The sequence below is a fragment of the Microcoleus sp. LAD1_D5 genome, from assembly GCF_036702115.1.
GTDB lineage: Bacteria > Cyanobacteriota > Cyanobacteriia > Cyanobacteriales > Microcoleaceae > Microcoleus.
In genome coordinates this window covers 11,924-35,848 of record NZ_JAUBSA010000060.1, presented here as the reverse complement: position 1 = coordinate 35,848, position 23,925 = coordinate 11,924, and the positions used below count along the sequence as shown (strand labels likewise).

Here is a 23,925-nt window from a genome sequence, read left to right as displayed (position 1 = left end):
CGACTAATTATATGTCAGCAACATACCCGATTTTGTATTCCTTCCGCCGCTGTCCCTATGCTATGCGCGCGCGCTTGGCCTTGATGGTTAGCAATCGGGTGTGTGAGTTGCGGGAAGTTGTTTTGCGAGACAAACCACCAGAGATGTTGGAAGTATCTGCCAAAGGTACAGTACCAATATTGATTGATGTTGACGGGCGCGTACTGGATCAAAGTATCGATATCATGTTGTGGGCATTGAGACAACACGATCCTGAAAAATGGTTGATGCCACAGCAAGGTTCTCTTACAGAAATGCTGGAACTAATCGCTCTATTTGATGATAGGTTTAAATATCATCTTGACCGTTATAAGTACCCCGATCGCTATCCAGATGTTGATGCCCAAGTACATCGTTATGAAGGTTCTTTATTGCTGGATCAACTCAACTCACAGTTAAGCACCACTAAATACTTATTTGGTAACAATGTAGCATTGGCTGAAATGGCGATCGCACCTTTTGTTCGTCAATTCGCTCATACCGATCCAGCTTGGTTCAACGAACAGCCTTGGCCTCCGCTACAAGCTTGGTTAGCAGGGTTTACAGACTCGGAAATTTATAGCAGTGTTATGCAGAAATATCCGAAATGGGAATCCGGTAATCTAGGCGTTATTTTTCCTTCTTCGTAATTAGTTATTCAGGACTTACGCACTCAAGGGCTTTGAATCAAGGGTTTGAGATTGTTTCACTACGTTCTCTTCGGACAGAAAATCGTAGTACGTGCCTAAGTCATATTATACTTATTCGCTGTCAGCATATTTATTCAATGCCCAAAATTTTAGTTATCATGCTAAACTTATTTTTTTCAGAATACAAGATTGACTGTCATTTGACTAGAAAAGTGACACAGGCAAAAATCGCATTTTGCTAAAAGTTTTAACTGGAAAGAATTGATTGTAATCTAGTAAGTATTGTCAGGTTGTAATTATGATTGATGTTGGTTCGTTAGTTCGATCGCCCAGAAACGATTTGGGCGTCGGAAAAGTTGTCGAGGTATCGCGTACCGATGCCGTAGTTGAATATTTTTGCTCAGTAAAAAACCGCATCCGCAAAACTGTGCCCTTAAGTCTACTGCAAGAAGCCATACTTCAGCGCCAAACCCGCTGCTACCTCTGGAGTACAAGTCACGAAAGGTGGATTATCGGTCGAGTTTATGACTGGGATGAAGATAAATTAGAGTACGAAATTGACCTCCCCGACAGCCAAAGTTTGCAAGCTGTCGAAACCGAACTTTATGTCCGCTGCAATATCCCGATCGCCGAGCCGATCGACATTTTAGCAGTCAAAGGTCAAGAAACGCCGTATTTTCACGATCGCCGATTGGCATTCGTTCAATCTGCGATCGAACAGCGGGCCGTCAGCCGCGGCATGACCGGTTTAATTTCTGCTAACATAGACCTCTATCCGCACCAAGTTGAAGTCGTCCGGCGCGTCCTAGAAGACCCAATCGTGCGCTATTTATTGGCAGACGAACCAGGACTGGGAAAAACAGTAGAAGCCGGGACAATTCTCCGCCAATTTCTGCTAGATGAACCCAACGGACGCGCTGTGGTACTGGTTCCGAAATACTTGCTCGAACAGTGGCGGCAGGAGTTGGAAAATAAATTCTATTTGTCTCATTTTGCTGACAGAGTGCAGCTTGCTGCTGTTAGCGACATCAATCAAATTAGCCGCAACGCTAACCTGGATTTTCTGATTATTGATGAAGCGCATGATGTGGCGGCCATGGCCACTTCGAGCGATCGCGCTCAGCAGCAGTCCTTTGAACTCTGTCAGAAACTAGCTCAGAAAAGCAAAAATGTATTGTTATTATCTGCAACGCCAGTTCTAGGCCACGAGCAAGATTTTCTAACGATGCTGCACTTGCTAGATCCCACAACTTACCGTCTTGATGACCTGGAAAATTTCAAAGAACAGGTGCAAAACCGTCAAGAAATCGGTCGCGCTTTGCTAAATTTTCGAGAAAATGCCAAGCCTGCTGTTTTGCAAACAAAACTCGCTCAACTTCGCACTATTTTTGCCAAAGATGATTATTTAATCGGATTAGCAACTGAGTTAGAAAGTTGTTTGAAAACGGAAGAAACCGCAGAACAGGCTCGGCTTGTCCGAACTATTCGCACTCACGTTAGCGATACCTACCGCCTGCATCGTCGCATCCTTCGCAACCGCCGGGATGCGGTTGAAGATGTGATTTTCGAGCGAGAGGCTGTCCCCAAAACTGAGTATGATCTGAATGATGAACAGTGGTCGGAAATTCAAACCGTACTCGATAAATGGCGCACAGTCGCTCCCAAGTCGAGCGAATATCAGAGAATTTTTCTGCTATTTTTCCGCGCTTCTGGTACTTGGCTGAATGTTTTAGAACGGGTTGTCAAAGCTCGCTTGGAGAAAAAATCGACTCCTGAACTCGATCGCGAATTTGGACAAAATGACACGGCGGTTTTGACCAAAACTGCGCTATTTCCAGAAGAAAAGGAAATACTGGAAACCTTGCTCAACACCCTAGAAAAGCCCCAGGAAGGACTCGATCGACTGAGTTTGTTACGAATCGCCATTCTCCGATTTCTGGCAGTGGCTTTGAAGGTTCCGCGCGAGTATCACAGCAAACCTCGCGATTTGCTGTCGAGAATCCAACAGCAAATTAAACGGCCGATTCCGGGCGAGCGTTTCCCGAAAATTGTGATTTTTACCAGTTTTACGGCAACTTGTAAAGAGATTGCGGAAAATTTAGCTAAAATCTTTGGTAAAAATGCGATCGCCAGCCATGACACGAGCAAATCGGCTGATGATGTTGAGGCTAGTCTCAAGCGGTTTAAGACTGAACCACATTGTTTTATCTTAGTGTGCGATCGATCGGCGGAAGCAGGGGTAAATCTGCAATTGACAGATTGGTTAGTTCACTTCGATTTGCCGTGGTTTCCCAACCAGTTAGAACAAAGACTCGGCAGAGTCGATCGCATTGGCAGCAAAATGGGAGTGCAATTTTGTTTGTTTGCAGGCCCGGATTTGCCAGAGAGTCCCCACGAAGCTTGGTTTCAAGTTTTAAAAGATGGGTTTGATATCTTCAACAAATCTATTGCCAGCATTCAGTTTTATGCTGAGGACAAAATTCTCAAACTTGAAGAAAAGTTGTTTGCTGAGGGAGGCAAGGGCTTATCCAGCGAAATTGAAGCGATTAAAACTGAAATGGAACAAGAGAAAATCAAAATTGACGAACAGTACGTTCTCGATGAAATTGATACTCTTGATGACAGCGCATCTCAGTATTTTGAACCTCTCGACAACTGTGACGCTAAGCATAAAGAAATGCAGCGGGCTACTGAAGGTTGGTTGTGTCAAGCTCTTCACTTCAAACAAATCGAACATCCGAGTATATCGGGGTTGATGCGCTATAAACCTACTCAAAAAACGTTAATTCCCTCGAAGGATTTGATGACCAGATTGGTTCCTTATTGCCAGCAATATGGTAGTTACAATCGCCGCATAGCTTATCAGAATGCTGATGTCGCTCTTTACCGAATTGGTGAGGGATTGATCGATGCACTTGGCTCTTATATTCGCTGGGACGATCGCGGTCAAGCTTTTGCAATGTGGCGGCATGATGAAAGTTGGGATGCTGCGCCTGGGAAGGAGTGGTTTGGCTTTCAGTTTAATTATTCAATCCAGACTGATGTGCAGCCTGCTGACAAAGTTTTGCAGGCACAAAACATCGAAAATTACAACTTGAAAGCTTTGCAGCGTCGCGCTGATGCTCTGTTTCTGCCAACTTTTGAAACTGTGTTTGTAGATGCTCGCAGCGAAGAAATTTCACTGGTGGAAGATGCGGAACTTCTGGCGATTTTGCAGCGGGCTTATAAGGGGAAAGGCGGGCCGAATCGTGATTACAATTTGTCGAAAAATCGCACGTCGCTGATTGACAGTTTTGTCGATCCGCTAGAATGGGATGATTTTTGTCAAAAGGGACGGGTGGTATCGGAGGAATTGCTGCGCGGGCGATCGGCTTTTGTGGAAATGTGCGATCGATCTGCTGTCAGTGCAGCAATCCAACTCGAAAACCGGGTGAATCAATTGCAGTTGCGCTTGAATCGACTTTCTAAATCGGAACAAGCTTTAGCATCGGTTTTAGCTGATGAAATCAGTACGGAAAGTTTGTTGAGTCAAGCGGTTTTAGCGGGAATTCGCCGCCCGCACATGACTCTTGAGTCTGTGGGATTCATTGTGATTTCTGGGCGTCCTCCTGTAAAGTCGGAGGATGAAGGATAATTTGTTTGGGAGGGCGATCGCTCTTTTTGACCCGATTCGGAAGCACAGGCGAGACGCCCGTGCCACGATGGATGGATATGGATAAAAGGGCGATCGCGCTGGGCGTTGCTGAATAACGGTATGATTTCCGGCAGATCCCCCACTTCTGAATCAAATTCAGTCACTGAAAATCCCAGTGGCAAGAAAGAAGTAGGGGATCTGGTTTGTGTTTTCATACTTCGGATCAGCAACGCCGAAAAAGTTATGTTGCGGATATATGACACTTAATCAACCTCTAAATGCAGTTTGAGAGCAGCATTTACCAACTGCATGATTTCCTCACTCAAACTTCCTACTGCATCGCTGCTGATTCGCTGTTTAGAAATTGTCCGTACTTGCTGTGCTTGCACTTTAGAAGGTTTGGGCAAACCACTATCCTCTGGATTTAGCAACACCTCGAAAGGGTAGACACGGGTTATATTAGAGGTAATTGGTAGAATTGTAACTGTATTGGCAGCACGGTTATTAGCGTCATTGCTCACCACCAATACGGGACGGCGTTTATCTATCTCAGAACCAACCGTAGGACTGAGATTAGCGTAGTAAATTTCACCACGTTTCATCTGTCAATCCATCGGCAACTGTTACATCCCAAGCGGAGTCTACTTCACTAGATGCTTGTCGGTAAGCAGATTCTAATTCTTGATTTCGCAGCAATTCCAAAGCTACTTCAATTACTTGGGAGGGCGATTTGCATCCTTTAGCAATTTTGTAAGTTTCAATAAACTGTAGTAGCGATTGTGATAAGGAAATTGATATTTTTTCAGCTTGCATTATCTTAGCAATTGGTAATTACAAAGATTTTTACTCAATTATAGCACAAGCAGTAAACCAGAGTAAATTTTACTATTTACATCCCGATCGCCCTTTTTGTGGCGAGATGGATGAAAGGGAGCTCGCACTTACGGACTAAACCTCCTCAAAAATTGCGCCTCGCTGCTGTAAATTCACCTGCATCTCCTCATCCATTCCTGAATTGTTCCCGAATCTGGCTGACTCAACCTTCGCACCGCTGAAATTAGTATTTGTTAAGTTCACTTCCAGCAGATTTGCGCCGCTCAAATTGGCACCGCTGAGGTTAGCTAAAGCTAGACTTGCTTTGTGCAAATCTGCGCCACTTAAATCAGCATTTCCTAAGAAAGCGCCACTCAAATCTGCACCACCGAATTTGGCCTTTTGCAGGTTGGCGTCGCTGAAATCGGCATCGTTTAAGGTTGCACCCCGAAAATTTGCCCGATCGAGATTTGCGCTGCTAAAATCCACTGCACTTAAAGTCGTTCCGCGCAAGGTGCTACCCGCGAAATCTAGTGCTGGGTTGAGATTGGCGATTTGGGCCAACTCTACAAAGTTGTCGGTTTCAGCGGAAATAATGCGATCGACTATTTCCTGCAATTCCGATTCAGCTTCCGGGACAATTTCCACTTCGCGGGGTTCAACCGGAGGCAAATTGTAGGAAAATAGCGCCCAACTGAGAGCAGGTTGGAGTTTATGTGTTTGCAGGTATATAGTCAGGATTCTTTCTAAAACCGAATGTTGATTTGGCGTGATTTCGTGTGGCCACAAACCCTCAGCATCTGTGAGATTAATATCTTCTTTAGCAACTTCAAAAGCCGCTGCTATCCGAAATTCTTTGGCAGCCAATTCTCCCAGCTTAACACTTTTTAGCAAACCTTTTAATACTGATTTGCCTTGTTCTACTGCAAAAATCCAAGCTGGGGTTGTATCATCGCTGATTGTGGAAACGTGACAAAATATGCTCTCTGTTTCCTTTGTTTTGTCCGGCTTCTCGCCGCCCTGAACTCCCCGCTGACTTTCGGTTACTAAATTTTCTGCACTGCGTTGAATAGCCAGGGTTTCTTCAATTGGCAAAAGCTTGAAATAACCGACTAACTGACGTGATGCTACGGGTATTTCGCAGTTTTCTAGATACAGTTTGAGCGTCCCGCCTTGCAGACCAAATTTGACGCGGCCGCCGAGCAGGGGTTCCCAATGCTCGTTAAAATTCAGGCTCAAGTGAATATCGAGCTGCTGGGTTTGGGGTGCAACCGATGGAACTGGAATTGCTTCTAATTGCATCCACAAGCAATCTGGGTATTTGTTGTGAGACTCTAGCGATCGCATATCGGGTAGAATTGCTGGCACTACCAGCCTGTAATTGATATTTAAATTATTTTATCATCTCTAATCGATCACAACACAGCTTTTTTTCGTGAGCTAAAATTGTAAATTTTGTTTAATTTAATCCGCAAGTCATTGGTTTTGCTGAATTTGGCTTTTTACCCAATTCCGAAATGCTTTTACTAATTCCAAATAGTCCATTCTTTCTGCTTGTTCCAAAAATATGACAATCTCTAATATCGGTAAGCTGGGAAATGCTAAACTGATCTCGCCCTCAACGTATTCTCCATTTTCTAATCTGTTGATTCTGAGTCGCGACCCATTATAAATCCAAACTTCCGGCACTCCCAGATCCGCATAAACCTGCAAGCTATTTTCCGAACGGCTGGTAATATCAATTTCCACCACTAAATCCGGCGGCGGATCTTGATTCATGTCGATTCTTTTTTTGCCTTTAACTGCACTAACATTTTGGATGTAAAAACATTCATCAGGTTCTACACCGCTAAGTTCAGGACGCTTGAAAGTTGTGGAACCCCGGGGGGCAATATTGAGTTCCAATTCTTCTGCTAGGGTTTCAACAAATCGACCCATTACTTTTTTGTAAAGTTCGTGTTCTGGAGAAGGTACCATAATTTTCAAATTGCCGCGATTATATGTCAGTCGAATTTGCCGATCGCCGATTTCGGCAAGCAAATTTTCGTAGGTTTGCCAACTGATACCCGATAGCTGGACAATTTGTTCGGGCGGGGAGAGAGTTTGAGCAGTCATAGTGCTACTTTGATAAAGAGTTCGTAGGCGCAAGCCGGGGCGTAGCCATCGCACTTTTGCATTATATCATCGAAAAAAGCTCGATCGCTCTTTAATTACTGAGTTAAAATATGCGCTATCGAGCCAGAATGTTTAGTCACCACTCTGCGCCGGAAATACCGAAGACAAATCTAGAGACAACTCTGGAAAACCCGGAATTGCCACCGTCTGATTTGGCAAAACAACTCGTTGCAATTGATAACTATAACTCCCGTTTTGTTTCTGATAAGGTTCGCTGTGCATTTCCAGTTGATTATCCACCAAATTAAATATCCAATAATTAGAAATCCCAGTCTCAGCATAGAGAGACAACTTGATTGTGCGATCGTACTTCAACGTAGAATCGGAAACCTCAATTACCAACAAAATATCAGCAGGCTGCGGGTGAGAAGAGAAATAACGATCGGCTCGATTGCGGGCAATAACCACATCAGGCTCTGGTTCGCTATCAGCAGACAAAATAATTGGCTCTTGTGCGCGCACGCGAGCGCGTCTTGCCAGTAAAATGATTAACTCCTCAACTAAAAGACTGTTACAAAAAGAGTGCAGCCTACCTTTAGCAGCCATAATGATAATTTCTCCGCGAATCAATTCAACTCGGTCATCGGGTTCAAAAAATCCCAGTTCTTCCAAACGGTGATATTCGGCGATCGAGAATCGTTTTGCAGTTACGGCAGTCATAGCTTTTCTTACCCTCTACAATTACCAACCTTTCCAATTAATTTTACTCAAAAATCCCGCCCCGTGCCCTCAATTCAACCTTCAGGGCTTCCGAAATTCCCAGACAACAAAAAAACTTCGCATTGTCAACCACCGTATTTGTCAAATCAGCGCGGCTCAAATCAGCACCATTTAAATTCGCACCACTCAAATTAACACCGCTCAAATCAGCATTCTTAAAATCAGTATTTGTCAAATTTGCATTTACTAAAATCGCATTCGGTAAATAAGCACTGCTCAAATTGGCGTTGGTTAAATTTGCACCGCTCAAATTAGCCCTGGGCAGCTTTGTCCGCAAATCTGCACCGCTCAAATTGGCGCTGCTGAGTTCAGCATCCCGCAAATTAGCATTGCACAAATTAGCATCAATTAAAATAGCAGCGCTCAGCAAAGCACCGCTGAGATCCGCCAAAGTCAAATCGGCGCCTCGGAGGTTAGTTTCGCGTAAATCCGCACCGTTAAAATCAGTGTAGTGCAAGTCAAAACCGCTTAAGTTAGCCCCGGCAAAATCCTCAACCAGGTTCAAACCCACTGTTTCTGTAAGTTGTAGAAAACTCTTATTTTTATCAGTTAAAAACAGTTGCCGGACGATCGCCAATTGCTGCTGTCGGTACTGGTTAGCCTTCTCGTAATCTGCTAAATACTTGTAAGCAAGCTTCAAATTCTTGAGAGCATTGCGCTCAATGCGATCGTCCTTGCTGGCGCGCGCGATCGACAACTGCTCGTCATAACATTCGATCGCACCAGGCAAATCTCCCTTAGCATCGTAAGCTAGCGCCAAATTGCCCAAAGTTTCCAGCTCAGAGCGCCCGTCGCCCGTTTCCCGCGCGATCGCCAAACGCTGCTGCTGGTAATCAATAGCACCAGAAAAATCCTCCAGAGCGCAGCAAGCATTGCCCAGATTTCCCAAAGCATTCGCCTCGCCCCGGCGATCGCCAATTTCCCGCGCTAACATCAAATGCTGCTGGTAGCAGTCGATCGCCTGAGCATAATTTCCCAGCGCTTCGTAAGCTACGCCCATATTACCAAGCGCCGCACCTGATCGGCGCTTATCGTCCATTGAGCGATACAGCGCCAGCGCTTCCTGCCAAGAACCCAGCGCCGCCTCAAATTGGTGCGCCTGATATTGCGAAATCCCCTGCTTGATTAGCTCGCTAGCTTGTTCGCTCATACTGTCAAAATTAGTTAATAACTAAAGTTGATATTAATCGACTCAAAGCGGTAATTGCTAATCGGTCATCAGTAATCGGGAATCGGTATGGCCAATCCCCCTCTCCCCCATCCGTATTTTCACGTCCGTGCAAAAAAAAAAGACAAAAAAAAGAGAGAGCTACCTAAGTAACTCCCTCTGCCATCAGGGTGCATCTACATAACACAATATAACACGAGCGGCATGAGGGGTGTCACCCCCAAACGTGAAGATGTTGTAAAGAAATGTAGATTAATTATAAAGTTACGATCCCGCGAGAAGGGCGAGCTCGGGAAAAACCGATCGCCCGCCGTTGTATCCGCTACACGACCCCCTTAACGATTGCTTAGCCTGGGCCGTTAAGCTTCGCCACCAGCAGCTCATTCGTCAGTTTGGGATCAGCCCGGCCGCCCGTTTCCTTCATCACCTTGCCGACAAAAAAGCCCAGCAGCTTAGTTTTACCGCCTCGGTACTGTTCGAGCTCCTTGGGATTGGCTGCCAACACGGCATCGATCGCTTGATCGATCGCCCCAGTATCCGAAATTTGAATCAAACCCTTGCTCTCAACGAACTTCTGAGGCGAACCACCGTTTGCCAGCAACTCCGGCAAAATATCCTTAGCGATTTTGCCACTGATCGTACCGGCATCAATCAGCGCCAGCAGTTCCGCTAAATCCTGCGGTTGGAAAGGAATTTCTGCGATCGCCAGTTTTTCATTTTTCAGATAAGCAGTAATATCGCCCATCACCCAATTCGCAGCTTGTTTCGCACCAGCACCGGCGGCGATCGATTTTTCAAAATACTCCGCCACCGCTTTGTCGTCAGTCAGCACCCGCGCGTCATAGGGAGAAAGAGCGAGCTCAGTTTCGTAGCGATTGCGCTTTTGGGCCGGCAATTCCGGCAGTTGAGCTTTCAAATCCTGCAATTGCTGGGCCGAAACTTCGATCGGAGGCAAATCCGGTTCCGGGAAATACCGGTAATCGCTCGCGCCTTCCTTAACCCGCATACTGAAAGTACACTGCTTGTTTTCATCCCAAAGCCGCGTTTCTTGGACGATGGTTTCGCCATTTTCCACAGCTTGAATTTGCCGCTCGATCTCGTAATCGATCGCCCGTTCGATCGCATTAAAAGAGTTCATATTTTTAATTTCCACCTTCGTGCCGAACTCTTTTCTGCCCACAGGGCGCACCGAAATATTCACGTCGCACCGGAGCGAACCTTCCTGCATATTCCCGTCGCCTACACCGATGTAGCGCACGATCCGGCGCAATTCTTGACCGTATTCGGCAGCTTCCGCGCCCGATCGCAAATCCGGTTCCGAAACAATTTCGATTAGAGGCACACCGGCACGGTTGTAATCCACCATTGAATAAGTTGAACCGCTCAACCGATCGCTGCCGCCGTGAACCAATTTTCCGGCATCTTCCTCCATGTGCAAGCGAGTGATCCCGATTTTTTTTCTAGTAGAATTTCCCGTCTCATCCACGAGTTCAATTTCTAGCCAACCGTTAGTAGCGATCGGCAAATCGAACTGAGAAATTTGATAATTTTTCGGCAAATCGGGATAGAAATATTGCTTGCGGTCAAACTTACTGTAAGGTGCGATTTCGCAGTTGAGAGCCAGCCCTGCTTTCACCGCATACTCCAGCACTTTTTTATTTAATACTGGCAACACTCCAGGCATTCCCATACAAATTGGGTCAATGTTAGTATTTGGAGCATTGCCAAATTCTGTAGAAGAACTGGAGAAAATTTTAGTATTCGTACTCAATTGACAATGAGTTTCGAGACCGATAATGGCTTCGTACTGAGTTTGGTTTTTTATCGAAGAGGGTGCGGCAGCAGTCATAAGCGATTTTAAAGACTGAATAACTTTAGATTTTATTTTAGCTTTTTATTGACCAAAGTGATTGGAGATTATTTGTAGGTAGCGACGGTTTCATTGGTGTCAACAAGCCCCTCAAACCCGCATTCGGGCTGGTTTAAACCCCTGCCCGACTGTGGGAAAGCGTGTTTAGTTGAGACAAATGGGCATCTGCATACGCAACACCCTGCTACAGATTGGCGATCGACCCAAGCCCCCAGCCATGCCGATCTCCTTGCGATCGCCCCCAAACAACAACTCTGTGCAAAAATATACTGAGCGCCTGCTCCTGCCCGCACCCTTCCCTTACCCAGGAGAGTTTTAGATCGATCCACCACAATTGCCGATCAATCTGCACGCCAAATCCTTTGATTGGAAGTTTTTAATAACGCCGCCCGCCTCCAACGATCGGCTTCACCCACCAACTAAAAATTAAAAATGTATAATTTAACAGGAAATTACATATTTTTAATTTATAAGCTTTAATTTTGAATTCTCAAAGTAACACTTGCCTAAGTGTCAAAACTATGCCTGAAATTCCAGTTGAAAGTGCAGCACTGTTTCAAAACAGCATCACTGAGCTAGAGCAGGCGGAATCAGCCCTCGAACTCGCTTGGAACGAACTCGAAAAACAAACAGCAGAAACCATTGCTCACATTGCCAAAGCCGGCTCAGCAAACACACAGGAAATCAGCGACCGCTTTGCCGAGGCTAAGCAACTTCGGCAGCAACTTCAAACTCAAATAAAAAAAGCCAACTCGCGGCGGGAATTTCACCTAGAAAACTCACCAATGGCAGTTGTAGAGTGGGATCAAGAATTTCGGGTAGTGCGGTGGTCACCAATGGCAGAACAAATATTTGGCTGGAGTGCAGCAGAAGTAATCGGCAAATACTGGCACGAATGGTCAATAGTTCATCAAGAAGACTTCGAGCGAGTGTGCGCCGTCACAAGTCAACTGTTACAAAGCAGAGAACGCCGCAATGTTTGCCACAACCGCAACTATACCAAAGATGGCTCGGTAATTTACTGCGAATGGTACAATTCTGCACTAATCGATGAATCGGGAAGAGTAGTTTCAATTCTCTCTTTTGCCAAAGACATAACCGATTGCCATCGCGCTCAAGAAAAACTGCATCGGCGCGAACAAGCTTTCAGCGCCCTCGCCAAAAATGCGACCGATATCATCGCCCGGTTCGATCGAAAACTGCGCCTCCTTTACATCAACCCAGCAATAGAATCAACAACCGGAAAACTCGCCGCAGAATTGATTGGCAAAACCAACCAAGAATCAGGAATGCCGCCCCACTTGTGCAACCTGTGGGACGAGACTTTTCTGAAAGTTTTTGGCACCGGGAAACAAGAAACCATAGAATTTGAGTTTCCCACTCCCGAGGGCATAAAACATTACCACTGTCGAGTCATTCCCGAGTTTGCGGAAGACAATTCAGTCGCCACACTCTTATCCATAGCCCGCGACATCACAGAACTAAAACAAGTCGAATCCCAGTTGCGACAAAGCGAATCCAAATTTAAAGCCATAGTTGATTCTAACATGATCGGCCTAATTTTTTGGGATCTTAACGGCAGCATTACAGATGCCAACGCGGCTTTTTTAAACACGGTAAATTATACGCGGGACGAGCTGCTTGCCGGACAAGTTAACTGGCAAGAAATGACACCGCCAGAATACGTGCGTTTAGATACAGAAAAAGTTGCAGAACTGAAGGCTAGAAATACGGTTGTCCCCTTTGAAAAAGAATTTATACGCTCCGATGGTAGCCGCGTTCCGGTAATATTGGGCAGCGCATTTTTAGAAGGGACGAAGCAGTTAGGCGTCAGTTTTGTACTGGACTTAAGCGAGCGCAAACAGGCAGAATCAGAACTGCAAAAACATCAACAACTTTTAGAGAGTATCCTGACAACTATCCCCAACTTTCTTTACATTTATGATGCAGTAGAAAACAAAAATATTTATGCAAATGAATCTGTCACAGCCATACTCGGCTACACTGTCAAAGAATGGCAAGATTTGGGTAGAGATGCTGTCGCTAACTTAGTTCATCCCGAGGATTTGTTAAAGCTAATTACAGGTATCGAGCGACTAAAACACAGCACCAATCCCTATGAAACGGATGACAGAGACTACAGAATCAAACACAAAAATGGGGAATGGCGCTGGGTGCACCATCGCTCTACAATCTTCAAAAGAACCCCAGACGGACAAATGAGGCAAATTATCGGTTCCGTACTCGACATCACCGATCGCAAACAAGCCGAAGAATCATTAAAACAGCAAAAAGAATTGCTGCAAACTATCTTCGACAACGTGCCGATCATGATCGCCTTCTTGGGCAGCAGCGGTCAAATAAACTGGGTAAACCGCCACTGGGAACAAGTGCTAGGCTGGAGTTTTGCAGAAATCAAAGACCGCGATATGTTGGCAGAATTTTATCCGCAGCCAGAATACCGTCAATACGTTTTGGATGAAATCCAAGCAGCAAATCAGCACTGGAGCGACTTCAAAACACAAGTTAGAGACGGGCGAATTATCGACACTTCTTGGGCAAATGTTCGCCTTTCCGACGGCAGGTGTATCGGCATCGGTCAAGATATCACCGAACGCAAACGAGTAGAAGCTGAACTTAAAGAACTCAACGAAACTTTAGAAGCTCAAGTTGCCCAGCGTACCGCAGAATTAGAGACTTTTTTTGATGCTTTGCCCGATCGCATTTATGTGGTCGAACGCGCCAATATGCGCCAGTCTTTTGTCAACAAAACAGTTGCCAAAATTTGCGGTTTCAACAGCAGGAAAGAGATGCAGGGCAAAACAGTTTTTGAATGTTTTCCCGCAGAACTCGCAGAAAGATTTTGCCGGGAAAACTTGCAGGTATTGGAAACAGGCGAAACTCTGCACTTTCAGGAAAAATTTGTGAGTTCCGGTGGCCATTCCTACTACGATACTTTTAAAATTCCCCTCAGAAATCTCGACGGCGAGGTTTATGCTTTAATTGGCACTTCTCGCGATATCACTGAGTTGGTAGAGACAAAACAAGCTTTGTCAGAACGCACAGAGCAATTAGAAGCTGCCAATCAAGAATTAGAATCTTTTTCTTACTCAGTTTCCCACGACTTGCGCGCACCTTTGCGACATATTTCAGGTTTTGTAGAAGCGTTGAAGCAGCGGCTAGAATTAACTGAGGCTTTGAGCGATCGCAAGATAGTTCACTATATGGAAATAATTGAAGACAGCAGCCAAAAAATGAGCCTATTGATTGACGGTTTGCTCGCCTTGTCGCGGGTGACTCGCACCGAGTTGAGGCAAATTCCGATCGATTTGAGCCGTTTGGTACAAAATGCGATTAAATTGACTAAACCCCCAACTGTCGCAGATCCGGCCCAAACTCCCCACAGCGTTGAATTTGCCGTCGGAAATTTGCCGAGGGTAATGGGAGATCCAACCTTGCTGCAACAGGTGTTCAGCAACTTGATTAGCAACGCCGTCAAGTTCAGCCGCGGACGCACTCCGGCTACAATAGTTATTGAGGCCTTACCTGATGGAACGATTTTTGTCAAGGATAACGGTGTGGGTTTTCCGATGGAATATGCCGAGCGACTGTTTGGAGCCTTTCAGAGGCTGCACTCCCAGAGGGAATTTGAAGGTACGGGCATCGGTTTGGCGATCGTCCAGCGGATTATTCACCGCCACGGCGGCACGGTTTGGGCCGAAAGCCTACCTAGTCAAGGAGCTACCTTTTACTTTAAACTAGGGCAAACAATCTCAAACGGTAATATAGATTCATAAGTTAAGTGGATAAGAGTTTTAAATTCTGAATTTAAAACTCTTATACACTTAAATAAGTCACAATCGGTGAGAGCATCAGAATTTTGGTGTGACAGGAGTGTTCATGGTTAGGGATGGAAGCGAAAGATCTAGGCTTGGCTGTGAAAGATGCTCGTACTCCTAAAAAACGCTATTTAAAAAATTGGGATGCTCCCCAATCGGTTCGGCTAGCCCTCGACTGCCAGTGCTAAATAAAGGTTTTGAGAGTAGAGTATATAATTGATTGTGCTAAAAATAACTAACAATATCGAGATAAAATTAACAACCAAACTCAGTCTCAAAAAATACTAGCAAAAACACGAATAACCAATTAAAAACATCCCGAATACCTTATGTTAGATATAAATCAGACCAACTATCTACTAAAAATGGTAGCGGAATCAACATTAAAATTGTTGATTATCGAAGACATGGCAGAAGATATGGAATTAATAGTGCTCGCCTTAGAAGCGGGGGGAGTAAATTTTAATTACGACACTGCCGAAACAGCAACAGAGTGCAGAAAACTGCTCGATAATTGCACGTACGATGCTGTACTATCCGATTACCGCCTCCCCGGCTTCAACGGTTTAGAAGTATTGAAATTAATGCAGGAATTAGGGCAAGACATACCCTTGATTTTAGTAACGGGAAGTTTGGGAGAAGAAGCGGCAGTTGAGTGCATCAAAGCCGGAATGACCGATTACGTATTAAAAGGGCGGCTGTTTAGGTTGCCAACAGTCTTAGAACGATCGCTCCAAGAATACAAAATGCGGCGCCAGCAACAAGAAGCGATCACCCAAATTCAGCGGCAAGCTCAGCGAGAAGCGATCGTCAACCGCATCCTCCAAGCCATGCGCTTCACCCTTGTACTCGACGAAGTGCTGCAAACCACCGCAGATCAACTGCACGAAGCTCTTGAAATCAGCGCCTGCGCCATCTTGCAGCCAGATGCTGAAGGCGGCATCAGAATTCGTTACATCAGCAAAGCATCCAACAGAGAACGGTTCGTCGGGTTAAATTGCAAAGTGGCCGAGCACTACAGATCGGGGCTCGCGGCCGGGGAAACCCTGATCATCGACGAGTTATCGACACTGTGCCTGTCCCTGCAAGAATCTGCAGAGTGTTTAGGGTTTCGCGCCGTCGCGATCGCCCCACTGCTCTACCAGCGGTCATTTGTGGGAGGAATTAGCCTCTATCAGTGCGATCGGGCGCGCTCTTGGAGCGTCGAAGAACTGTCGCTACTCAAAGCCATAGCCGATCAGTGCGCGATCGCGATCCACCAAGCCGAACTCTACCAACAAGCCCAAACCGAACTCGCAGAACGCAAGCGCGCCGAAGCAGCAGTTTGCGGCATCCAGCAGCAGCTAGCCACAATGGCAGCCAACATTCCCGGCTCAGTCTACCGCACTGTGCTGCATCCAGATGGCACAATGTCCATGCCCTACATCAGTCCGGGCGTGCGCGAAGTTACTGGGTTCGGGGCCGAAGAAGTGATTTCGCACCCGGAACTCTTGACCGAAATCATCCATCCAGAGGACAAAAGCTCGTGTGACAGCAGGGTAGCAGCATCGAGAGCGAGTCTTTTGCCGTGCGATCGCCAGTACCGCATCGTTCTGAGATCTGGAGAGGTCAAGTGGGTGCAAGACAGCGCTAAATTTTCCAAAAACGAAAACGGCGACGTAATTATAGACGGAGTAGCCCTGGACATCAGCGATCGCAAACAAGCAGAATCAGCCCTGCGCCAAAGCGAACAGCGATTTCGCTCGCTGATTGAAAACGCCACAGACATCACGATCATTCTCGACGCCGCAGGAATCTTCCGCTACATCAGCCCTTCGGTTAAGCGAATTTTAGGATACGCGCCCCACCAGGCGATCGGCCGCAGTGCTTTAGACATAGTTCACCCCGACGATTGCGCCACGATCACCGAGACCCTCCACAAAGCCATTAAAAACCCCAAAAGAAGCCAGTGCCCAGTTGAGTACCGAGTCCGCCACCGCAACGGTTCCTGGTGTTATGTAGAAGCTGTAGCCACCAACTTGCTGTATGATCCCGCAGTCCAGGGAATCGTGATTAACTGTCACGACATCACTCAGCGCAAACTCGCCGAAGAACAACTGCTGCACGATGCTTTTCACGACGCCCTCACCGGATTGCCGAACCGATCGCTATTTACCGATCGGCTGGAACACGCTCTGAGGATGGCAAAACGGCGCAAAGACTACTTGTTTGCGGTGCTGTTTCTCGATTTAGATAGATTTAAAGTAGTCAACGATTCCCTCGGCCACGCCATCGGCGATCAACTGCTAGTATCGATCGCGCGGCGTCTGGAAGCTTGTCTGAGGGCCGGAGATACAGTAGCCCGCCTCGGAGGAGACGAGTTTGTGCTGTTGTTAGAAGACATCGAGGGCATCAATGAAGCTACCACCATTGTCAACCGCCTGCAAAAGAAAATTACCTCCCCTATCCTCCTAGACGGACACGAAGTATTTATCACCGCCAGCATCGGCATAGCTTTGAGTTCTGGCGAATACCTGGAACCGACAACCCTGTTGCGCGACGCCGACACAGCAATGTACCGCGCCAAAGAACTCGGCAGATCCCGACACGAAGTTTTCAACAGTTCCATGCACGCCCACGCTTTGCGGCTGTTGCAGCTAGAAAACGACCTGCGGCGGGCGATCGAATCAATTAGAGAGCCGGTCAGAGAAGAAGAATTTCCCGCATCCTGCGAATCAGTCTTACCTCCCTTATCCGCAGCGCCCCAGTTTATTATTCACTACCAGCCGATCGTGTCGATCGCCAATAACACAATTACCAGTTTTGAGGCCCTAGTGCGCTGGCAGCATCCAGAACGCGGCTTAGTTTCCCCCGGTGAATTCATCACCATCGCCGAAGAAACCGGCTTGATCGTACCCCTGGGCCGCTGGGTACTTCGCACAGCTTGCCACCAAATCCGCCAGTGGCAGCAGCTATTTCCCAGCAACCACCCCTTGAGCGTTAGCGTCAACATTTCTGTCAAACAGTTTTCTCAGCCAGATTTAATCGAATACATCGACCAAGTTCTCGCAGAAACTCACCTAGACGGCAGCAGTTTAAAACTAGAAATTACCGAAAGCGTACTCATAGAAAATTCCGAATCAGTAACAGCAATGCTGGTGCAGCTCAGAACCCGAAACATACACTTGTGCATTGATGACTTCGGCACCGGCTATTCATCGCTTTCCTACCTGCACCGCTTCCCCACCAATACCTTAAAAATAGACCGCTCTTTTGTTAGCAGGATGGGAGGTGAGTTCGATTTCAGTAAAGGAGGGATTGACCCGACCGAAATTGTGCGGTCGATCGTTACTTTGTCCCACAATTTAGGCATGGATGTAGTAGCCGAAGGAGTCGAAGAAGCTTCGCAACTATCTATACTAAAAGGGTTAAAATGTGAGTACGCCCAGGGATTCTTTTTCTCAAAGCCAGTAGACTCTCAAACAGCAGCAGCCCTAATCCGACAGCAAGCAGAAAATCAGAATTTGCTGACATTTAGTTTGTTAGAGAAAGGCCATTAAAAAAACACGGCATTTTGTGAGTCCCGTTTCAGCATAAAATCTTAAAATATTTTAAAACAGTCCCTAACTGGCGTCAGTTAATAACTACGGCATCCAAATCACTGTCAACGACCCATGTCTAAAGATACTGGGCTTCCAGCCTCAGACTTAAACGATAGTTGACCAGATGTGTAGCTGCGTACTACGTTAACGGTAAGAGTTAAATACCTACCAGGGAGTGTTCTCGCTAGTTCCTTGCCAAGCGAAATTTAGGATTAAATAGACTTATTGGGTTAAATCAGTGTCCTAAATATAGTATCGGCCCTTAACTAAGGCGCAAGCTAACATTACCCATCTTATAGAGGCTCCTGATGGAGCGAACATTATGCGTACAGGATTGCGAGGTTTGATGTGGTAATTGTCCCACTGAAAGTACATTACAAAAGTACACTCCCATCTAGCGATCCTCGTGTAATGGAAAGATTCACGGCGCTTCAAACCGCCTAGCCGTTTCCCTCTCAGGTCTAAAGACACGCTCGTTTCCCACTTACCAAATTTTTTTATGACTATTGGCTACCTCGCCCTCGTTCTCCACGCCCACCTGCCCTTTGTCCGCCACCCCGAAAGCGACTACGTTTTAGAAGAAGAATGGCTGTTTGAGGCGATCGCGGAAACCTACATTCCCCTGCTGCAAGTCTTTGAAGGGCTCAAGCGCGACGGCATCGACTTTAAAATTACCATGAGCATGACGCCGCCCTTGGTGGCAATGCTGCGCGACCCCTTGCTGCAAGACCGCTTCGACGACCACTTGGCCAAACTCGAAGAATTAGCGGATCTCGAAATCGAACACAATAGCGGAAACGGTCACCTCCGCTATTTGGCAGAACATTACGCCGCCCATTTCTCTCAAGTCCGCAACTTTTGGGAAAAGTACGATCGAGATTTAGTCAAAGCCTTCAAAGAACACCAAGATACCAACAACCTCGAAATCATCACCTGCGGTGCCACCCACGGCTACCTACCGCTGATGAAAATGTACCCCGAAGCAGTTTGGGCACAAATTCAAGTAGCCTGCGACAACTACGAAGCAAACTTCGGCCGCAGACCAAAAGGCATTTGGTTGCCCGAATGCGCCTACTACGAAGGCTTAGAACGGATGTTAGCCGACGCAGGCCTCCGCTACTTTCTCACAGACGGTCACGGCATCCTCTACGCCCGCCCGCGTCCCCGCTACGGCAGCTACGCCCCGATTTTCACCGAATCTGGAGTAGCCGCCTTCGGCCGGGATCACGAATCCTCGCAGCAGGTTTGGTCTTCCGAAGTCGGCTATCCCGGCGCGGCCGAATACCGCGAATTCTACAAAGATTTGGGTTGGGAAGCTGACTACGATTACATTAAGCCCTACATCATGCCCAACGGCCAGCGGAAAAATACCGGGATTAAATATCACAAAATCACCGGTCGCGGATTGGGTTTAGGCGATAAACAGTTGTACGATCCTTACTGGGCAAGGGAAAAAGCGGCCGAACACGCCAGCAACTTTGCTTTTAACCGGGAACGGCAAGTCGAGCACCTCAACGGCATTATGCAGCGTCCGCCGATTATTGTTTCGCCTTACGACGCGGAACTTTTCGGCCACTGGTGGTACGAAGGGCCTTGGTTCTTAGATTACCTGTTCCGCAAGAGTTGGTACGACCAAAATACCTACGAGATGACGCACTTAGCCGATTATTTGCGGGGAAATCGGACTCAGCAAGTGTGCCGCCCGTCTCAGTCTAGCTGGGGTTTCCGGGGTTTCCACGAGTATTGGCTCAACGATACCAATGCTTGGATTTACCCGCACTTGCACAAAGCTGCGGAACGGATGATTGAGTTGGGAAGCATGGAACCTGCGGATGAATTGCAGTGGCGGGCTTTGAACCAGGCGGCGCGGGAAGTGCTGCTAGCTCAATCTTCTGACTGGGCATTTATCATGCGTACAGGGACGATGGTGCCCTATGCAGTGCGGCGGACTCGATCGCACTTAATGCGCTTTCACAAGCTGTACGATGAAGTGAAAGAAGGGAAAGTTGATTCGGGTTGGTTGGAGAAGGTTGAGGAGATTGATAATATTTTCCCTGAAATTAACTATCGGGTTTATCGCTCGCTTTAAGTCTCGTTTCCCCTTTCATCCTGTCCCCCCAGCCCTGCTTCAGGGAGGGACAGGATGTTAATTACAATTAGGCGTTGCTCAATCAAAGTATGATAAATTTATAATGTGATCGCGGGCGCAGAGAATGATTGCTTTGATTTTGATCTTTGATTTTGATACGGAATTGGAACATCGGCAAATTTTAGATAGTAAATTAGTAATTGAATTGAATATCTTAGAAAGTTGTTGTCTAATTTAGAATAACAAAAAATTTTCGTTTTATGCGCGCTATCCAGGTGCCTTAATCTTGTATCTTTACCCTCAACTCTTATCATATAGTAATCCTTGCAGGAGTCCTAAATTTTAGGATGGCTATATTTGTCAAATCTTTATAAGATTAAGACTTGTAACATATTAGTATTTCCCATCAATCAAGCGATTGTTGGTGTCAAAACATCAATTATTCTTAATAATTGCCAAAACATACTGGGTGAGGATAGACTTAAATTAATAATTGTAATCTTTGTTTAAATATTGTTAGATAAGTTAATACTCCGTGTTAGTCAAACAACTTAACTAAGGGGTCTAAATAATTTAAAATTATAGTGAAAAGAGGAGCCAGTACAGCAGTTAACTTCACACAAGCTTTACAATAGGATGAAATCTAAGTATTTCAACGGCAAAAAATGGCGACAAACATGGGACGATATTTGCACGTACTGAAATTGTTCTGGGGTGCGGCGATCTCCGCGGAACTAGAATACCGCATCAACTTTGTCCTCGCGGCCCTCAGCAGCCTCGGGAATCTTGCGGGCAGCTTGTTTGGGCTGTTTTTGTTCTACCGTACCGGCTACAGGTTTTCGGGCTATTCATGGGAAGAGGCTTTAGTTGTACTCGGTATTTTCACGATTTTGCAGGGGTTTTCGTCAACGTTTCTAGCACCTAATCTCAGCCGTATTGTCGATCGAGTCCAGCAAGGTACTCTCGATTTCGTACTCCTCAAACCCATCAGTTCCCAATTCTGGCTATCTGCAAACACAGTTTCCCCTTGGGGAATCCCAGATTTAATCTTGGGAACCGTATTGCTGCTGTATGCTGCTAACAAATTGGGAGTAGAAATCGGCAACTATTTTTTAACAGCAATACCGCTGTTCTTCGGAACTATTACTCTTTACAGTATATGGTTTATGTTAGGGGCAACCAGCATTTGGTTTGTCAAAATTTACAATGTTACCGAAGTTCTCGAAGGATTGTTAGAAGCGGGTAGATTTCCAATGGCAGCTTACCCCGCAGCTTATCGATTTTTCTTCACTTTCGTAGTTCCCGTTGCCTTCTTGACGACTGTGCCTGCAGAAGCCATGCTGGGGAGAGGTGAAATCGTTTGGATCGCAGGGGCGGGAATATTGGCGATCGGGCTGTTATTTTTCTCCCGCTACTTCTGGCAATTTGCACTCCGCTTTTACACCAGCGCTTCCAGCTAGTTAAGTCGGTAGGTAAGCTGCAGCAGATCTAGATTGTCTATTATGTTTGAGAGGGAGAGGATTTGAGACGGGGGAATAGGAAATTGAAATATACATTTTCAAGGCACAACAGCTTATCTAAAAAATATTTTTTTCTATTTACTTAGATAGTTAAATAAATGTAAGATTTCAACCTATCCTGGAAATGTAAACTGGAAATAAACCACGCAAACGAAGGCAAACCAATGAAAAGAAAAAAACTGGGTAACAGTAATTTTACTATCAGCGCGATCGGTCTTGGAGGTATGCCAATGTCCTTAAGTAGCCGGCCGCCCGAATCGCAATCTATTGCGGTAATTCACCACGCCCTCGATTTGGGTGTCACCCTAATTGACACCGCAGATTCCTACTGCCAAGATGAATCCGACAAACACCACAATGAGCAACTGATTGCCAAAGCTTTGGAACAGTATACCGGAGATACTCGGGCCGTTACTGTCGCCACTAAAGGCGGCTTAATGCGGCCTCAAGGTGCATGGACGCGCAACGGCAATCCCCATCATTTGCGCCAGGCAATTCGCGAAAGTTTTGAAGCGTTGGGCGGTCAGAAACCGATCGACCTTTGGCAATATCACTCGCCCGATCCCGCTTATACCATCGAAGCAGCCCTAGCACCCGCAAAAGAAGCAGTAGAAGCAGGAATGATTCGATTTATTGGAGTGTCCAACTTTTCTGTAGAGCAGATCAAACGTGCCCGCGATACAGTAGAAGTTGTCTCCGTGCAGAATCAATATAATCCTTGGCACAGACAGCCAGAATCAGACGGCGTACTGGAATATTGCGAAACCGAAAAACTGACATTTTTTCCTTGGAGCCCTTTAGGAGGAAGCCGCCGCGCCACAAGCTTGGAAGATATGCCTGCGATCGCAAAATTAGCCGAAGAAAAAAACGTTTCAGTTTACTGTATAGTGTTAGCTTGGTTGATGGCTCAATCGCCTTGCATCGTTCCGATTCCCGGTGCGACCAAAGTATCGAGTATTGAGGACTCTGTGCGGGCGCTCGATGTTAAATTGACTGACGAGGAATTGCAACAAATTGCAGTAAGTTAAGTAGATAAGGGCAAAAAAACAATAGAACAGGCAAGATGCCTGTTCCACAAAGAGAACTTTATTGTGGGGTGGGCATCTTGCCCGCCCCTGAAAGCGGGATTTAATGAGTAAAGTTGACATTTTTTGAGGAATTGGGTTTTATGGAAGCTAATCAAGTGAATGCCGATCTAGACGTAGCAATTGAACATCAAAACGTACCTGTCGCCCATGAAGGACTGCACAACTTTTTATACAGTTCCGACTCAGAACACAGCGCAGATGCAGCAATTTCTGAATTAGAAAATGACGGCACGCAAGTAATGTCGATCGATACGTGGCGCGATTTGGCAACTAACGCGAAAGTCGCCGGCGTTTACGCTGTAATGAACACTTCCCGCAACACTCAGTATGTAGGTTATTCCAGAAATATCCTGCTTTCAATCAACGGTCACATCGCCCAAAATGGCGCCGAAAATTGTGCTTTCCTGCGCGTGCAAACTTTCAAATTCCCGAAGCGGGAAGAAATGGAAAGTTTGCGGGATGCTTGGATAGCAGAAATTGGCAGCATTCCGCCTGGAAACGGTGCTGAAAGCGAAATGTGGGCGGCTACGGTAGGCCAAGCAGCGCGATCGGCAATGTCTGCGGAGGAACAAAAAGCTTATGAGGAAAAGAAGCTGAAATTGCGGAAAGCAATGGCCGATTCAACTCTTACCAAAGAGTTAGAAACAGCCGCCAAAAGTGATGGCGAACAGGCTAAGGATTTGGAAGCGGCTGTTAACAATGATGATTGGAGTGCGGTGATTCAATCGCAAACCCAGGAAACAAAGTCCGGCGAATAAAA

Annotated in this window: 15 protein-coding genes and 1 pseudogene; 8 read left to right on the top strand and 8 right to left on the bottom strand. The window is 46.3% G+C overall.

Translation table 11 applies throughout. The annotated features are described in order from the left end of the window. Window positions 1-11: 11 nt before the first annotated feature. Both QUA70_RS21525 and dpdE read left to right on the top strand, forming a co-directional pair. A complete protein-coding gene (locus QUA70_RS21525; protein WP_333333389.1) occupies window positions 12-668 on the top strand; it encodes a glutathione S-transferase in 657 nt (218 codons plus the stop codon). A 298-nt stretch (window positions 669-966) separates the two neighbouring features. Continuing rightward, complete coding sequence (dpdE, locus tag QUA70_RS21520) at window positions 967-4,302, top strand: protein DpdE (protein ID WP_333349710.1); 3,336 nt, start codon at window positions 967-969, stop codon at window positions 4,300-4,302. 263 nt (window positions 4,303-4,565) lie between these two features. On the opposite strand, the gene QUA70_RS21515 is transcribed toward dpdE, so the two are convergent. From QUA70_RS21515 to gatB, 7 genes are all read right to left on the bottom strand, one after another. Beyond that, window positions 4,566-4,904 (bottom strand): type II toxin-antitoxin system PemK/MazF family toxin, encoded by a 339-nt coding sequence (locus QUA70_RS21515; protein ID WP_333333393.1) that lies wholly within the window; start codon window positions 4,902-4,904, stop codon window positions 4,566-4,568. Further along, window positions 4,891-5,115 carry a CopG family transcriptional regulator gene (locus QUA70_RS21510; protein ID WP_333185262.1) on the bottom strand — a complete coding sequence of 75 codons (225 nt, stop codon included), beginning with the start codon at window positions 5,113-5,115 and terminating at the stop codon, window positions 4,891-4,893. Before QUA70_RS21510 ends, QUA70_RS21515 begins: the two co-directional genes overlap by 14 nt. Window positions 5,116-5,250: 135 nt before the next feature. Then, a complete protein-coding gene (locus QUA70_RS21505) occupies window positions 5,251-6,483 on the bottom strand; it encodes a pentapeptide repeat-containing protein (protein WP_333349708.1) in 1,233 nt (410 codons plus the stop codon). A 108-nt stretch (window positions 6,484-6,591) separates the two neighbouring features. After that, window positions 6,592-7,230, bottom strand: coding sequence for a Uma2 family endonuclease (locus QUA70_RS21500; protein WP_333333397.1), 639 nt, complete (start codon window positions 7,228-7,230; stop codon window positions 6,592-6,594). A gap of 132 nt (window positions 7,231-7,362) precedes the next feature. Further along, on the bottom strand, window positions 7,363-7,950 hold the full coding sequence (locus QUA70_RS21495; RefSeq protein WP_333333399.1) for a Uma2 family endonuclease: 588 nt from the start codon (window positions 7,948-7,950) through the stop codon (window positions 7,363-7,365). Window positions 7,951-7,993: 43 nt separating this feature from the next. Then, window positions 7,994-9,160 (bottom strand): pentapeptide repeat-containing protein, encoded by a 1,167-nt coding sequence (locus QUA70_RS21490; protein WP_333349707.1) that lies wholly within the window; start codon window positions 9,158-9,160, stop codon window positions 7,994-7,996. Between the two features lie 364 nt (window positions 9,161-9,524). Beyond that, window positions 9,525-11,027 (bottom strand): Asp-tRNA(Asn)/Glu-tRNA(Gln) amidotransferase subunit GatB, encoded by a 1,503-nt coding sequence (gatB, locus tag QUA70_RS21485; protein ID WP_333349705.1) that lies wholly within the window; start codon window positions 11,025-11,027, stop codon window positions 9,525-9,527. 542 nt (window positions 11,028-11,569) lie between these two features. Between gatB and QUA70_RS21480 the strand changes: the two genes are divergently transcribed. The 3 genes from QUA70_RS21480 (at window position 11,570) to QUA70_RS21470 (ending at window position 20,557) form a co-directional block, all read left to right on the top strand. Further along, window positions 11,570-14,845 (top strand): PAS domain S-box protein, encoded by a 3,276-nt coding sequence (locus tag QUA70_RS21480; RefSeq protein WP_333349703.1) that lies wholly within the window; start codon window positions 11,570-11,572, stop codon window positions 14,843-14,845. 371 nt (window positions 14,846-15,216) lie between these two features. Further along, the gene (locus tag QUA70_RS21475) at window positions 15,217-18,426 is read left to right on the top strand and encodes an EAL domain-containing protein (RefSeq protein ID WP_333349701.1); all 3,210 of its coding nucleotides are present in this window, start codon (window positions 15,217-15,219) and stop codon (window positions 18,424-18,426) included. Window positions 18,427-18,967: 541 nt separating this feature from the next. Continuing rightward, the gene (locus tag QUA70_RS21470) at window positions 18,968-20,557 is read left to right on the top strand and encodes a glycoside hydrolase family 57 protein (RefSeq protein ID WP_333333410.1); all 1,590 of its coding nucleotides are present in this window, start codon (window positions 18,968-18,970) and stop codon (window positions 20,555-20,557) included. A 98-nt stretch (window positions 20,558-20,655) separates the two neighbouring features. On the opposite strand, the pseudogene QUA70_RS21465 reads toward QUA70_RS21470, so the two are convergent. Next, window positions 20,656-20,874 (bottom strand): annotated as a pseudogene (locus tag QUA70_RS21465) (hypothetical protein); the annotation flags it as partial. 348 nt (window positions 20,875-21,222) lie between these two features. Here QUA70_RS21465 and QUA70_RS21460 point away from each other — a divergent pair. The 3 genes from QUA70_RS21460 to QUA70_RS21450 all read left to right on the top strand — a co-directional run bounded on the left by QUA70_RS21460 (window position 21,223) and on the right by QUA70_RS21450 (window position 23,923). Next, complete coding sequence (locus QUA70_RS21460; RefSeq protein ID WP_333333412.1) at window positions 21,223-22,017, top strand: ABC transporter permease; 795 nt, start codon at window positions 21,223-21,225, stop codon at window positions 22,015-22,017. Between the two features lie 224 nt (window positions 22,018-22,241). After that, window positions 22,242-23,105: an aldo/keto reductase gene (locus QUA70_RS21455; RefSeq protein ID WP_333349699.1), complete on the top strand. Its 864-nt coding sequence runs from the start codon at window positions 22,242-22,244 to the stop codon at window positions 23,103-23,105. Window positions 23,106-23,245: 140 nt separating this feature from the next. Further along, on the top strand, window positions 23,246-23,923 hold the full coding sequence (locus tag QUA70_RS21450; protein ID WP_333349697.1) for a GIY-YIG nuclease family protein: 678 nt from the start codon (window positions 23,246-23,248) through the stop codon (window positions 23,921-23,923). Window positions 23,924-23,925 lie beyond the last annotated feature (2 nt).

What these genes read in the sequence shown, in the direction of transcription:
- QUA70_RS21525 (WP_333333389.1), top strand. Translation starts at nt 12, where the DNA reads ATGTCAGCAACATACCCGATTTTGTATTCCTTCCGCCGCTGTCCCTAT.
- dpdE (WP_333349710.1), top strand. Translation starts at nt 967, where the DNA reads ATGATTGATGTTGGTTCGTTAGTTCGATCGCCCAGAAACGATTTGGGC.
- QUA70_RS21515 (WP_333333393.1), bottom strand. Translation starts at nt 4,904, where the DNA reads ATGAAACGTGGTGAAATTTACTACGCTAATCTCAGTCCTACGGTTGGT.
- QUA70_RS21510 (WP_333185262.1), bottom strand. Translation starts at nt 5,115, where the DNA reads ATGCAAGCTGAAAAAATATCAATTTCCTTATCACAATCGCTACTACAG.
- QUA70_RS21500 (WP_333333397.1), bottom strand. Translation starts at nt 7,230, where the DNA reads ATGACTGCTCAAACTCTCTCCCCGCCCGAACAAATTGTCCAGCTATCG.
- QUA70_RS21495 (WP_333333399.1), bottom strand. Translation starts at nt 7,950, where the DNA reads ATGACTGCCGTAACTGCAAAACGATTCTCGATCGCCGAATATCACCGT.
- QUA70_RS21490 (WP_333349707.1), bottom strand. Translation starts at nt 9,160, where the DNA reads ATGAGCGAACAAGCTAGCGAGCTAATCAAGCAGGGGATTTCGCAATAT.
- gatB (WP_333349705.1), bottom strand. Translation starts at nt 11,027, where the DNA reads ATGACTGCTGCCGCACCCTCTTCGATAAAAAACCAAACTCAGTACGAA.
- QUA70_RS21480 (WP_333349703.1), top strand. Translation starts at nt 11,570, where the DNA reads ATGCCTGAAATTCCAGTTGAAAGTGCAGCACTGTTTCAAAACAGCATC.
- QUA70_RS21475 (WP_333349701.1), top strand. Translation starts at nt 15,217, where the DNA reads ATGTTAGATATAAATCAGACCAACTATCTACTAAAAATGGTAGCGGAA.
- QUA70_RS21470 (WP_333333410.1), top strand. Translation starts at nt 18,968, where the DNA reads ATGACTATTGGCTACCTCGCCCTCGTTCTCCACGCCCACCTGCCCTTT.
- QUA70_RS21460 (WP_333333412.1), top strand. Translation starts at nt 21,223, where the DNA reads ATGGCGACAAACATGGGACGATATTTGCACGTACTGAAATTGTTCTGG.
- QUA70_RS21455 (WP_333349699.1), top strand. Translation starts at nt 22,242, where the DNA reads ATGAAAAGAAAAAAACTGGGTAACAGTAATTTTACTATCAGCGCGATC.
- QUA70_RS21450 (WP_333349697.1), top strand. Translation starts at nt 23,246, where the DNA reads ATGGAAGCTAATCAAGTGAATGCCGATCTAGACGTAGCAATTGAACAT.